The following is a 13,081-nucleotide window of genomic DNA, read 5'->3' as shown; positions in this document are numbered from 1 at the left end:
TCAGTATTTTTTTAGAGATAACATGGGCAATTGTTCAATAAGAGGATATTTAGAAAAAAAAGAGGGGCGATCCCAAATAGGTTGCCCCTCTTTCCATGTGTTTTACCAGTTTTTGTGATCCAAGTGGGAATATTTAGGTAAAAAGCGTGTCGGCAATTTCAATGCATCTTTTCTAAATGGCGGTGCCAATTGAGTTCCATCTACTTGGATGTCAATAACCGTTGGCTTATTTGACTCAATCGCTCTTTGGATAGCAGGTCCGACATCCTCTGGTCTTTCGACATTTATTCCTACTGCCCCCATCGATCTAGCGACTTCTGCAAAATTAGGATTTTGAATATCTGCACCTACGAAACGATTATTATAAAAGTCAACTTGGTTTTTCTTTTCTGCACACCAGGCATTATTATTAAACACACAAGCGACTACCGGAATATTTTCCTCCACAGCTGTGCTGACTTCATGCAAGCTCATCCCCCATGCACCGTCACCGACAATAGCCACTACTGGACTAGTTGGATTAGCAAGCTTTGCACCTAATGCAGATGGATACGCAAAACCAGTATTACCAAAAGTTAAGGCAGCGATATGCTGACGCCCATGATTAAATTTTAAGTAGGCATTTGCTGTTGATGAAACATTTCCAATATCGGTTGTAACGATGGCGTTTTCTGGTAAAACCTTGGTAAGTTCTAGCAGCGCACGACGTGGATTAATTGGATTTCCATCTACCATTGCAAGGTCAACTAACTCTTTCTCCCATTGCGCTTTTTCTTCGGCTGCTTGACGAAGTCTTTCTTGATTTGCCGCTAAATTTGGCGTCTTTTCTATCAAGCGTTTAGCGATTTCAACACTCGCAGCCTTCGCATCGCCGATAATTCCCACTTCCACCGGATGTGTACGGGCAATATTACGCGGATTAATATCCACTTGTATAATCTTTGCATTTTTCGGAAAATAATCGATATCATAGCAAGGCAGTGTTCCAAAAACAGATAAACGAGTACCCAGGGCTAACACAACGTCAGCATCCTTAAGCGTGTTCATAGCCGATTTTGCTCCCATATAGCCGATGGGTCCAACAGATAAAGCATGATTAGCAGGGAATGCATCATTATGCATGTATGAAACAGCAACAGGTGCTGTAAGGTGTTCCGCAATTTCCTTTACGGCTTCAATGCCGTCAGAGTCAACAACGCCACGACCTGAAATGATGACAGGATTTTTTGCATTAGCCAATAATTCAACGGCTTGATCAATTAACTCTAAAGATCCACAGCCCCGATTATCAACACGGTATTGATGCGGCTCTAAAATGGCATCTTCTAATTCTCCATAGAAATAGTCCCTCGGAATATCGAACAATACAGGTCCTCGCTCGGCATAAGCGATACGAAACGCTGTTCGTAAACAATCAGCTACACGGCCTGGATGGGTAACCCTTACCGTTTCCTTCGTAATTGCTTTAAATATGGATACTTGGTCACACTCTTGGAACCCGTCCCAACCGACAGTTGGTGTTCCTGCAGATGGTGAAATAACGACCATTGGTGTATGTGCTTGATTTGCAGCAGCCACAGAAGTCACCATATTTGTGATTCCAGGCCCATTTTGACCAATGACTACGCCTGCTACCCCACTCACTCTTGTGTAGGCATCCGCCATATGTGCTGCACTTTGTTCATGACGAACCCCAATAAAGCGGATACCAGCAGTAGGTAAAAGATCAAGCATATCCATAAATGCAGATCCCAAAATACCCGAAATATGCTTTACCCCTTCTGCAACAAGTGTCTCCACAATTGCCTCACTAGGTGTCATTTTCACTTTTTTCGTTTTTATTTGTTGTAATTCTTTTTCTACTTTTGCCATTATTAGCACAACCCTTCTAAGATTAATTTAGTTGATCAAAAGCATATTTTACCGTTTCCACCAAGAAGTTCAGGTCCTCTTCCGTCGAAGAAAGCGGAGGGGCAATAATAAGCACGTTATTAAAACCTGGTACGGTGTCACCATTTCTGCCAATAATTAAGCCTTTTTCTTTACATAAGCCGATTACTTTAGCCAACATTTCATCTGCAGCAGGCTCTTTGGACTCTTTATCTTTGACTAATTCAATTCCATATAAAAATCCTTTATGGCGTATTTCTCCAACATTTTCATGCTGAATTAAATCTTTTAATCTACCTAGAATCGATTCACCTAATGTGGCAACCCTGCTTACGATATTTTCTTGTTCAATAATTTCAATATTTTTCAGTGCAACGGCACAGCTTGCCGGGTGTCCCCCATAGGTAGAGACGTGACGAAGGTGTTTGTCATTCCCCTTTTCTTTAAAGGTTTCAAATAGTTCCGATTTCACCGCCGTTGCTCCTAGCGGTAAATAGCCGCTCGTCAGTCCCTTGGCCATGGTCACAATATCAGGCTGAACACCTTCAGAATGCATAAATCCAAACATTTTTCCGGTTCTTCCAAACCCTGATACGACTTCATCCATAATGAGCAGGACATCATGTTTCATACAAATCTCTGCTACACCCTGTAAATATTTTTCTGATGGAACAATCACACCTCCGCCAGAAATAAACGGTTCCATGATGACAGCAGATACAGTTTCAGATCCTTCCCAATTTATCACTTGGTCTATCATATCTGCGGCCACTTTATCGCAATCAGTAACCTCCTCGCCAAACGGGCAGCGATAGCTATACGGTGGTGGAACATGGAGGAAGCCTGGCACACCTGGATCGTATTTTACCCTGCGGTTTGCTTGTGCTGTTGCACTTAATGCCCCTAGTGTCGAACCATGATAGGCACGATACCTTGAAATAATTTTAAATTTTCCTGGATTACCATTCTGAATATGATATTGTCTGGCAATTTTAAATGCCGTTTCATTGGCTTCCGAACCGCTATTGGAAAAGAAGGTTTTATAGGAATCTCCTAATAGATCACTGATTTTAGTAGATAATTGAATTGCCGGTATATGACTTAACGTTAGTGGAAAATAGGAAAGTTTCATCATTTGTTCCGCCGCCGCATCGACAATTTCCTTCCGGCCATGGCCCAAATTTAAACACCATAATCCGGATACACCATCCAAGTAACGCTTGCCATGTACATCGGTAAACCAAGAACCTTCACCAGACTCAGCAATTGTGGGCTTACCGCCTTCTACATGACGGCTCATGGCATGCCATAAATGATTTTGATCCTGAGTTTCAAGTATTTCCTGCTCTTGAACTTCTAGTTTAGTCATTATGATGATCCCTCCTATATTTTTATACTGTTGTAGATGGTATTTTTTGAAATAACTCACTTAAAGGTGTAAAAGGAATGTTGTATGTTTCTGCAACCGCTGGGTGTATAACTTTACCCTGATAGGTGTTAAGGCCTTTTGCTAATGCCGGGTTTAACAGTACAGATTGTTGAAGCCCTTTGTTTGCAAGCAGCAAACCATATGGGGTAGTTACATTTGCCAGGGCATACGTTGATGTTTTTGATACAGCTCCCGGGATGTTCGGCACGGCGTAATGTAAGACACCATGTTTTATATATGTGGGGGAATCATGAGATGTTATATGGTCGATTGTTTCGATTGATCCGCCTTGATCAACGGCTACATCGATAATCACGGATTTTTCTTCCATTTGTTTAACCATTTCTTCACTGACAAGCTGTGGAGCCTTTGCACCAGGGATTAGGACGGCGCCAATAAGTAAGTCTGCCTGCTTGACTTCCTCCGCAATGTTGAATGGATTGGACATCACAGTCTTTACTCTGCCGCCAAAAAGATCATCTAATTGCCGTAGACGTTCAGCATTTATATCAAAGATTGTCACATCCGCTCCAAGCCCGATGGCCATTTTCGCCGCATTTGTTCCGACTACTCCTCCGCCGATGATGACAACTTTTCCTGGTTTTACGCCAGGTACTCCGCCTAATAAAACCCCTTTCCCTCCATGAATTCTTTCTAAAAATTGTGCCCCGAGCTGAACCGACATTCTGCCGGCTACTTCACTCATTGGAGTTAACAGCGGCAGTGAACGATTTTCTAACTGGATGGTTTCATAAGCGACTGCTGTCACCTGGTTATCGATTAATGCTTTCGTTAATTCAGGTTCAGCAGCCAAATGGAGATACGTAAATAGAATTAAGCCTTTACGCAAGTATTGAAACTCTTCGGCTTGAGGTTCTTTTACTTTAACTACCATTTCAGCAGCCCAAGCATCCCCCGCTGTCGGGACGATCATTGCACCCGCTTTTTCGTATTCTTCATTCGAAATTCCACTTCCTAAGCCAGCGTCCTTCTCAACTAAGACCCGGTGTCCTGTCTTTACATAAGAGGCTACACTCGCAGGGACCATGGAAACCCGATTTTCGTTATTCTTAATTTCTTTTGGTACACCAATAATCAAAACCTACACGTCCTTTCAATTCATTACGGTCAAAAGTTATCTGTTTTGGATGATAGCGTTTACACTTTTCCTTTTAAAATACGGACATCAGGTCATCCGGACCAGTTTGGATAACAAAGCAACCTTAATTAAATTTAATCATACTTAGTTACAATTTTCAATATATTCCAATCATAAAGAATATTTAGTATTTTAATACTATTTATTAATATTTTTAATCGTTCCATTTCGTTCCGTCATTAATCCTTTTTTAATTATATTTTCTTGAAAGTTTGATTCGAAACGAGTACATATCTGAGCGAAAATAGGCAATGTAATATTCTATTAAATCACCCTCTTGGTCCATCAACAATCGTTCGGTAACCAGTACATTGAAAGGTTCTGGTATCTCTAAAAGTTCAGCATCTTCCTTAGATAATTGACCGCTTGTAATGATCTGCTCTGCATCGGAAAATTTTATTTGTAGGTCTTCCTCAAGGAAATCGTATAAAGTCCCTTTTTCAATATCAAACTCCGCTAGCTTTTTGCCAATTTCAATTGGGTAGTACTGAACTTCAATCGCAATCGGGACATCATTTGCATATCTGATTCTTTTAATATAGTAAGCTTCTTGAAAGCCGGTAACTTCCTTTATTTCATCTGGTGTTTCCACAATGCCATGCTTTACAAGCTTTGCATCAGGTTTCATACCCATCCGTTTAATTATCTCCGTTGTACTGCTAAGGCTTCCGAGCCAATCCTGAATCGGTTTAAGGGAAATAAACGTCCCTTTTCCATGAACTTTTTCTAAAATACCATCTCTTACTAAATGGGAAACTGCTTCTCTCACCGTACTCCTGCTCACTTTATAGGACTCCATGAGCTCCCTTTCACTAGGTATTTTCTCTTGGTAATAACCTTCCTTAATTAATTTCTCGAGCTTATTTCTTAATTGAATGTGAAGTGGCAGTGGGTCTTTTGGATTTAAATTCACTATCGTTCCCCTCCTTGAATTTTCCAATTTTTTTATTTTATAATTATATGTTACTAATTTATGTCGCACTTGTCATTAGTTTCCTTTATAATAGGGAATAAATTTAGAAGGTTGGAGGGGTAAATATGAATCTTGAACACCTTAAAGTTTTTTTCATGGCCGCTACAAAAAGGAACTTCTCAGAGACAGCGAAAGTACTTCACCTCTCACAACCATCTGTCAGTTTACATATCAAACATTTAGAGGAATATTTAAATACGACATTATTTGACCGCTCCACGAAAAAAATGGAGCTGACATATGCTGGAACAATCCTTTTCAGTTATGCAGAACAAATAATCCAGCTTGTTAGCCAAGTGGAAAAGGATATTTCCCTCCTATCTGAAACGGTTCATGGCGACCTGCGTTTAGGCGCCAGTCTAACAATCGGAGAATATTTACTTCCGTATTTCCTTGGCGATTTTATCAAACAATACAATAAAGTTAATTTAAGTTTGAAAATTGACAATTCCTATCAAATTATTGAAAAATTGCTGGACGGAAAAATTGATTTAGGATTTATTGAGGCAGCTATCCCACGCAAAGAAATTGATAGCCTACCATTTTTAGAGGATGAGCTTGTCATCATATCATCCGCTCGTGACCCCCATCCTTGTCTTGTAGAAGATACAATTGAGCCAGAATTACTGTTTACTCTGCCAATAATCGCCAGGGAACAGGGGTCAGGTACAAGGCAGGTACTGGAAACAAATTTATTTAATCATCAGCTGGAATTAGATCAATTACAGATTGTTATGGAGCTAGAAAATACCGAATCGATTAAATCATCAGTAGAATCCGGTTTGGGTGTAGCCATTATCTCCAAAACGACGATCCAGAAAGAACTGGACTTAGGTCTGCTGAAACAAACTAGAATTAAAGGCATCCCGCTAAAACGATATTTTTATCTCATCCACAAGAAACAAGTGTTGACCCCTGCCAGCGATGCATTCAAGGAGTTGTTTCTTACTTCTATGAAAGGTAAGAGTGAGGTTTATTAATAAAGGAGATACACTAATATTTTAACAAAGCCATTACTCTATCTTAATAAGTTGAAATGGGGGAAAAAGGGACATCGGAAGATTGTCAAGGAAGGGGAAGAACGGATTAATCAAAAGGGGAAGGATTCCCTCTCCCTTTTTAATAAAAATAATTATTATCTTTGGTACGGCCGGAGTCCTTACCACCCTTTTCTTGTAACAAACCGTTCCTAGGTGAATCATTTCCCATCCACAATTTCTTTAAATATTTCATACGAACGTTTTTGTTTTTCAGGGTCATAGATATAGGACACAGCCATGATTTCATCTACGTTATATTTTTCTTGAAAATCGGTCAATTGTTGGCGGATTGTTTCTTTGCTTCCCAACAACGTCACACTTGACATTGCTGCGGCCATTTCTTTTTCCGCTGGGGTCCATAGCTTATCCATGTTTTCAACAGGCGGCTGTAACGGATTTTTCGAACCGCGGACCACATTTAAGAAAAATTGATGTTTCGTTGTTGATAACCATTCTGCTTCTTCATCACTCTCCGCCGCAATTACATTTAAACAGACCATCATATATGGTTTATCCAAATATTCAGATGGCTGGAATCGTTGACGATAAATAGAAATGGCTTCCTCCATATATCTTGGGGCAAAGTGTGAAGCAAATACATAAGGAAGACCTAAACTTGCTGCTAAATAGGCGGAATCCGTGGAAGAACCTAGGATATAGATTGGAATATTTGTCCCTACACCGGGATAGGCTCTTACATAACTTTGCTGGTTTTCCGGTCCAAAATAGGTAAGCAAGGCTTGGACATCGTCGGGAAATGTATAAACAGAATCATTTTTCGATCGTCTTAAGGCGCTTGCCGTCATCATATCGGTCCCAGGAGCGCGGCCTAAACCAAGTTCGACTCGATTTGGATAGATCGTGGCCATTGTTCCGAATTGTTCTGCCACTACTAAAGGGGAATGGTTCGGGAGCATGATCCCGCCAGATCCTACTTGGATGGTATTGGTGTGTTCTAACGTATGTTTAATTAACATCGACGTTGCTGAACTGACAAGTGTCGGTGTATTATGATGCTCCGCAATCCAATATCGTTGATAGCCCATTATTTCTACCGCTTGTGCAAGATCTATCATTGAATCTATGGCTTGTTTGGGACCCTCGCCTTCTCGTATTGGGGCTAAATTTAAGACTGATACAGGTATATGAATAGTTGCCATATTATACAGTTCCTTTCACTATGGAGGATTACTCTAATAGTAACAATAGAAATCCAGGAAACAAACTTAAATGCTTAAAAGAGTTTTCTTAATATTGTTCTTCATACAACTTTAATATTGTATGGCTTTTTTGTGCGTGTTATGATGATTCAAACTAGCAACAGTCAGAAGGAGGACAAAATATGAACCATCCTGTAATCATTGTTGGTGCTGGTTTAAGTGGCCTTCGTGCTGCATCACTACTAACTGAACAAGGCATTAAATGCAGGGTCCAAGACGCTAGAGATAGGATTGGCGGCAGGGTTTTGAGTATTCCTGTTCCAAACAGACCTGACCTAGGTAAATTTGACCTTGGCCCGACGTGGTTTTGGCCACAGAATGAGACCCATATTGCTAATCTTGTAAAAGAACTAAATTTAGAAACTTTCGAACAATATAAGGAAGGCGAAATACTTATAGAACGATTCCAAATCAAGCCGCCTGAGCGCTGTGTGCTGAAAGAAAATTCTGACGAAAAATGGGTCCGATTGACTGGAGGTGTGCAGTCTCTTATTGATGCTCTAGCAGAGACGTTTCCCTCAGAAATAGTTGAGCTAGAAACACGAGTGAAGAGAATTCAGCTGAATGAAGCTGGTGAAATCACGGTAGAAGCAGACCAGGTTGATGGGCAGACAAAAGTAATTACTGCAGATGCTGTTATTTTAGCATTGCCACCTCGTCTTGTGGCGCGTCACATTGAATTTTCTCCCTCCCTCCCTCCGAATCTTATGGCTGACATTGTCAAAAAACCTACGTGGATGGCGGGACAGGCCAAGGTAGTGGCAGTCTATGATCGTCCCTTCTGGAGAGAATTAGGACTTTCTGGATTTGTGTTAAGCTCCGTTGGTCCCTTACAAGAAATATACGATGCTTCTCCTATAAAAGGCTCTGGTGCATTATTTGGTTTCTTCGGAATGCCTGCAGAAGCACGCGAAAAAATGGGTCAAGATAAAATCTTAAAATTGGTTGCTGACCAGTTAGTTAAGCTCTTTGGAAGTGAAGCTAAAAACGCAAAGGCTATTCTTTATAAGGATTGGTCCAGCGATTCTGAAACGGCTGTTGAGGAAGACATCAGTCCTCTTAAAAATTACCAGAGCTATGGTCAACCACCAGTAGGAGGTGTATGGGAAAAGAAAATTATTTTTGCTGGTACAGAGACGAATTCACAATCTAGTGGACATCTTGAAGGTGCACTTCAGTCAGCTGAACAGGCAGTTGATAAAATCATTAATTTAACTAACAAGCCTTTCACTACCGGATTGTGACATATTATACTTAAAGTAACAGGTGCTTTAACTTAATAGGCTTCTAATAATACAAGGAATAGCTTAGTCAATAGGAACTAGGCTATTTTATTTTATTTTATTTTATTTTAAAAAAAGCACCGCAAAATACGGTGCGAATTGATATGCATTTTACTTTACATTTTTAACTGTAAATTCAAGTTTTGTGATAGGAAGAGGAACCCGATACTATTCCCTCCCCCTACTTAAAAGCGATTTATTTTGATGAAAAATTAATCTGATTTCCTTTAACCAAACAAGCTATTTATCCTTAATACGATTTGGCACCTGAATGGTTACATGTTTAGGGCGTTCTGGAAAAGATGCCTTACCTGAATCGTCAGGACCCGTAAGATTATTTCTTTGATCAAGAACTTTCCCTGTAAACTCAATTGGATTTTTATCTGACATTACCTTCACCTCCAATTAATAGGATGGATAGCCTGAACCTAGCTTTTTTTTCCTTGAAATTTCATCTTCAGCTCTGCTTCACTCATGTTTGGATTGCTTTTAGGGGGACTTTTTCTTAGTGCCTTCTTCAATTCCACTGTGGCATCATCGCCAGTATTATATTTTTGATCCATACGGCCGCCTCCTTTTCGTTATTTATTATGGACTGAATCAAAGCGTTCATTCTTTTATGATTTTTTCAAAGCAGGTCATTTTTTGTTTGTATAAAACTCGCTATAATAAGATTAAATAAACCATGTTATGAGGGGAAAAAGTGGAGAAAGAAAATAATGATTTTCACCAAGAGGAAGAAATGGATGGGGAAGCTTCATTTTTAGAAGAAGAGGCTCAAGAATGGGAAGAGGAAAAAGAACAAAGACGAAAGCGAAAAAAATTTATCGGTAAAATCGTTAGTTTGCTGCTTGTATTTTCCATGTTAATCAGCGGATTGGGGATATGGTTTGATGTATTTAATCTCCCTGCTATCCATTTTATTGAGGTTTCAAATAGACTTTCCAAGAATCCGGAAGTGAGTGAATACAAGAAAGCAGTCGTCACCATTGAATGGAATGGTGTTAAAGGAACAGGCTTCAATGTCGCTGATGATGGGTTAATTGTGACAAATGCACATGTTGTAGAAAATACCAACAGGGTGAATGTACATTTTAAAACCGGTGATTCCTTTGTTGGCAAAGTCATTGTAAAACATCCGGAACTTGATCTTGCGATTGTTGAGATAGAGGCAAATAATCTGCCTGTTCTACCGCTGGCTTTTGAAAAAGAGTGGGAAAAATGGGAGGGTGAGAAAATTATTTTTATTGGGAATCCGTTAGCCTTTACGCAAATCGCCAATCAAGGCACGATTGTAGGTAAAGTTATGTTACTAGACTGGGATGTTCCAGTTATGATGATTGAAGCTCCTGTCTATAAAGGGAATAGTGGGAGCCCGGTTATTAATGACAAAGGGGAAGTAATCGGAGTAATCTTTGCCACTTTGCAGAATCCTGCAATTGATACAAAGGAAATTATTGGGGCTGCGGTGCCGGCGTATTACATAAAGGCCCTACTCGATGAAGTGAAAAATTAAACTCAGTCATTCATTTCTGTTGGATTTTACGTGGTTCATGCATTTTCTTGCCTCTAATGGCTTGGTGATAGAGATTCCTTGAATTTTCCCACAATAGCGCTATTGGATACCCTTTTCTAGATTTTTTAGTAGGAACGTGCTCCAATAGCGCATGGATACCGTTTTTAAGATTTTTTAGTAGAAATGTGTTCCAATAGCGTCCGTCTACTTTGATGTTCGAGAGGATCTTCAGCCTAAACATCGAAGTAGAACCTGTCTACTTAGATGTATGAAAGGATTTTATGTCCAAACGTTGAGGTAGAGCCTGTCTACTTAGATGTTTGAGAGGATTTTCAGCCCAATTGACGAAGTAGAGCCCATCTACTTAGATGTTTGAGTGAATTTTCATCCACAAAGTTGAGGTAGAGCCCTTCTAAGTCGCATTTTCCTCCAAATGCCAACTAAATAGCATCTCGAAAGTAAAGTATGAATAGGATGATTCCATTGAAAATAAAAAAACCCGGAGCATAGTTAATCAGCCCCGCGCTTTAGATGGATTAATTCATATTTTATTTTCCGTTTTCATCGTTGTCCCAATTATTCTATAAGTGATACGAACAACTTCTAGAAATTGTTATTTTTTTATTTTATAATTCTTGTGATTAACAATCGTTACTAGCGGTTCATCTTTGCCTTTTGAATAACCATATTCGACCATAACGGAATTTTCCCTAATTCCTGAAACGACACCTTCATGGCTTTTCCCCTCACGTTCAAAGGTTATAACATCGCCAATTTTTGCTGTAGCCATTTCCTCATCACCTCGCTTTTATCATACCCATAAACAGGCAATTTATACCTTAGCTTTTGTCCCATCCTCATACCTTGCATCATCCCTGCGCATTGACTTTTACTTTCCTAAGCTGCTTTTTTTCCATGACTTCTTCCGTTTGTCTTTCATTCTTAATAAAAAAGGACAGAATGAGCCCAATAAACGAAAGAACAGCTATAACCATAAAGGCCACATTGGCTCCATGAATATTCGGATAAGATATATCGGGGCGGTGTTTCGCTGTTTCCGCTGTAGTAGTCATTACGGTAACAAGAATCGCTGTGCCGACCGAAGCAGCAATCATTTTCATGGTGTTATCCATTGCCGCACCATGTGGAATTAATCGCCCTGGCAGCTGATTTAAAGCAGTCGTTGAGACAGGCATCATCACCAGCGATAAACCCAGCATTCGAATTCCATACATCACGGTTAAGTAAGTCATCGTCGTCGATGGATCTAACTTTGTAAAGGCAAAGGAAGAGACTGTCAAAATAGTTAAGCCGACAATAACAAGCCATTTTGCACCGATTTTATCAAAAATCCTTCCCGCAATCGGGGCCATGAATCCGCTAATGAGCGCTCCTGGTAAAAGGACCAAACCAGCTTCAAACGCATTGAATTCTCGCATATTTAACATAAATAAAGGGATAAGCGTTTCTGACCCAATCAACCCCATAAAGCCTATCATTCCAATGATGATTGCAAACGGGAAGATAGAATACTTAAAGATCCGGAATTCAAGCATCGGATGTTCCATGCGTAATTGTCTAGAAATAAATACGATGAGTGATAGCCCGCCCACCCCTAAAGAGATCATTGTACTTAAACCCAGCCAGCCATAATTGCCTGCGCAAGTAAATCCATAAAGCAATCCGCCAAAACCAAGCGAAGATAATAAAATCGAGATCACATCAACTTTCGGTTTAGACGCCTCAGTTACATTTTTTAATGCAAGAAAGGCAAAAAGAATAGTAGCCAGCGCGATTGGAAAAATGATGAAAAATAAAACCCTCCATGAATAATGAGCCGTTACCCATCCAGATAAGGCCGGTCCTAACGCCGGTGCAAAGGAAATGACGAGACCGACCAACCCCATTGCAGCACCGCGCTTATTTACAGGGAAGATCATCAAAAATACCGTGGTCATCAGGGGTAGCATCACACCTGCTCCAAATGATTGAATCACCCTTCCTACTAAAAGAATTTCAAAATTCGGTGCCATTCCTCCAACTAAGGTACCGGCAGTAAAAACACTCATCGCCGTTATAAATAACTGTCTAGTTGTAAAACGCTCTAATAAAAAGGCGCTCACAGGGATCATGATTCCATTCACCAACATAAATATGGTCGTGAGCCATTGGGCACTATTGGCGGTAATTTTCATTTCACTCATAATCAACGGTATTGCCGTAATCATGAGTGTTTGATTCAAAATGGCAATGAACGTTCCTGCCAGAAGCAGGGCAACAATTGCCTTCTGCTTATTAACTGATTTGGTCATACACCTATCCCCTTCACATTTTTTATATCTGGCAATCTCATAAGCTACAACTTTCGAAATGTCATTCTAGAAAACACACACTTCTACAGCTTACATGATTTTTCCTTTTAGTGAAAGGTTTGGCGAATCTGTATCCTTTATTCCCCCTGTTGACCCTCATAAATATTTACAAATGGCTCTGCGATAAGTTTACATAATAATGTTATTTTGTATATTAAATGTTTGAAAACGCCCTACCAGACTTTTTATTTCCCAAAGT

At 40.0% G+C, this 13,081-nt stretch carries 12 protein-coding genes; 3 read left to right on the top strand and 9 right to left on the bottom strand.

The annotated features are described in order from the left end of the window. Positions 1-102 precede the first annotated feature (102 nt). The 4 genes from xsc to BSO02S_RS11025 all read right to left on the bottom strand — a co-directional run bounded on the left by xsc (position 103) and on the right by BSO02S_RS11025 (position 5,391). Positions 103-1,872 (bottom strand): sulfoacetaldehyde acetyltransferase, encoded by a 1,770-nt coding sequence (gene xsc, locus BSO02S_RS11040; protein WP_066066745.1) that lies wholly within the window; start codon positions 1,870-1,872, stop codon positions 103-105. Between the two features lie 22 nt (positions 1,873-1,894). Further along, the gene (locus BSO02S_RS11035) at positions 1,895-3,259 is read right to left on the bottom strand and encodes an aminotransferase (protein WP_066066744.1); all 1,365 of its coding nucleotides are present in this window, start codon (positions 3,257-3,259) and stop codon (positions 1,895-1,897) included. A 22-nt stretch (positions 3,260-3,281) separates the two neighbouring features. Further along, positions 3,282-4,418 carry an alanine dehydrogenase gene (gene ald / locus BSO02S_RS11030; protein ID WP_066066742.1) on the bottom strand — a complete coding sequence of 379 codons (1,137 nt, stop codon included), beginning with the start codon at positions 4,416-4,418 and terminating at the stop codon, positions 3,282-3,284. 250 nt (positions 4,419-4,668) lie between these two features. Continuing rightward, positions 4,669-5,391, bottom strand: coding sequence for a GntR family transcriptional regulator (locus BSO02S_RS11025; protein ID WP_066066739.1), 723 nt, complete (start codon positions 5,389-5,391; stop codon positions 4,669-4,671). 125 nt (positions 5,392-5,516) lie between these two features. Between BSO02S_RS11025 and BSO02S_RS11020 the strand changes: the two genes are divergently transcribed. Further along, on the top strand, positions 5,517-6,431 hold the full coding sequence (locus tag BSO02S_RS11020) for a selenium metabolism-associated LysR family transcriptional regulator (protein WP_066066738.1): 915 nt from the start codon (positions 5,517-5,519) through the stop codon (positions 6,429-6,431). Between the two features lie 218 nt (positions 6,432-6,649). Here BSO02S_RS11020 and BSO02S_RS11010 read toward each other — a convergent pair whose 3' ends face one another. Next, complete coding sequence (locus tag BSO02S_RS11010; RefSeq protein WP_066066734.1) at positions 6,650-7,651, bottom strand: LLM class flavin-dependent oxidoreductase; 1,002 nt, start codon at positions 7,649-7,651, stop codon at positions 6,650-6,652. A gap of 182 nt (positions 7,652-7,833) precedes the next feature. On the opposite strand from BSO02S_RS11010, the gene BSO02S_RS11005 reads away from it, so the two are divergent. Next, positions 7,834-8,955 carry a flavin monoamine oxidase family protein gene (locus BSO02S_RS11005; protein ID WP_066066732.1) on the top strand — a complete coding sequence of 374 codons (1,122 nt, stop codon included), beginning with the start codon at positions 7,834-7,836 and terminating at the stop codon, positions 8,953-8,955. A 279-nt stretch (positions 8,956-9,234) separates the two neighbouring features. On the opposite strand, the gene BSO02S_RS27025 is transcribed toward BSO02S_RS11005, so the two are convergent. After that, positions 9,235-9,384 (bottom strand): hypothetical protein, encoded by a 150-nt coding sequence (locus BSO02S_RS27025; RefSeq protein ID WP_157081435.1) that lies wholly within the window; start codon positions 9,382-9,384, stop codon positions 9,235-9,237. Between the two features lie 38 nt (positions 9,385-9,422). Beyond that, on the bottom strand, positions 9,423-9,557 hold the full coding sequence (locus BSO02S_RS28275) for a hypothetical protein (protein ID WP_268875994.1): 135 nt from the start codon (positions 9,555-9,557) through the stop codon (positions 9,423-9,425). 140 nt (positions 9,558-9,697) lie between these two features. Here BSO02S_RS28275 and BSO02S_RS11000 point away from each other — a divergent pair, with 140 nt between their 5' ends. Then, the gene (locus BSO02S_RS11000) at positions 9,698-10,510 is read left to right on the top strand and encodes a S1C family serine protease (protein WP_066066731.1); all 813 of its coding nucleotides are present in this window, start codon (positions 9,698-9,700) and stop codon (positions 10,508-10,510) included. A 613-nt stretch (positions 10,511-11,123) separates the two neighbouring features. On the opposite strand, the gene BSO02S_RS26330 is transcribed toward BSO02S_RS11000, so the two are convergent. Further along, entirely contained in the window at positions 11,124-11,300 is a 177-nt protein-coding gene (locus BSO02S_RS26330) for a DUF2187 family protein (protein ID WP_084374980.1), read from the bottom strand. A 79-nt stretch (positions 11,301-11,379) separates the two neighbouring features. After that, entirely contained in the window at positions 11,380-12,822 is a 1,443-nt protein-coding gene (locus BSO02S_RS10990; RefSeq protein ID WP_066066728.1) for a DHA2 family efflux MFS transporter permease subunit, read from the bottom strand. Positions 12,823-13,081 lie beyond the last annotated feature (259 nt).

Source organism: Neobacillus soli NBRC 102451, assembly GCF_001591665.1.
Lineage (GTDB): Bacteria > Bacillota > Bacilli > Bacillales > Cytobacillaceae > Neobacillus > Neobacillus soli.
This window is presented reverse-complemented; position numbering and strand designations above follow the sequence as displayed.

Excerpts from the sequence above, each read along its gene's own strand:
- BSO02S_RS28275 (WP_268875994.1), bottom strand. The coding sequence starts at position 9,557 with ATGGATCAAAAATATAATACTGGCGATGATGCCACAGTGGAATTGAAG.
- BSO02S_RS10990 (WP_066066728.1), bottom strand. The coding sequence starts at position 12,822 with ATGACCAAATCAGTTAATAAGCAGAAGGCAATTGTTGCCCTGCTTCTG.
- BSO02S_RS11035 (WP_066066744.1), bottom strand. The coding sequence starts at position 3,259 with ATGACTAAACTAGAAGTTCAAGAGCAGGAAATACTTGAAACTCAGGAT.
- BSO02S_RS11005 (WP_066066732.1), top strand. The coding sequence starts at position 7,834 with ATGAACCATCCTGTAATCATTGTTGGTGCTGGTTTAAGTGGCCTTCGT.
- BSO02S_RS27025 (WP_157081435.1), bottom strand. The coding sequence starts at position 9,384 with ATGTCAGATAAAAATCCAATTGAGTTTACAGGGAAAGTTCTTGATCAA.
- BSO02S_RS11020 (WP_066066738.1), top strand. The coding sequence starts at position 5,517 with ATGAATCTTGAACACCTTAAAGTTTTTTTCATGGCCGCTACAAAAAGG.
- BSO02S_RS26330 (WP_084374980.1), bottom strand. The coding sequence starts at position 11,300 with ATGGCTACAGCAAAAATTGGCGATGTTATAACCTTTGAACGTGAGGGG.
- BSO02S_RS11010 (WP_066066734.1), bottom strand. The coding sequence starts at position 7,651 with ATGGCAACTATTCATATACCTGTATCAGTCTTAAATTTAGCCCCAATA.
- xsc (WP_066066745.1), bottom strand. The coding sequence starts at position 1,872 with ATGGCAAAAGTAGAAAAAGAATTACAACAAATAAAAACGAAAAAAGTG.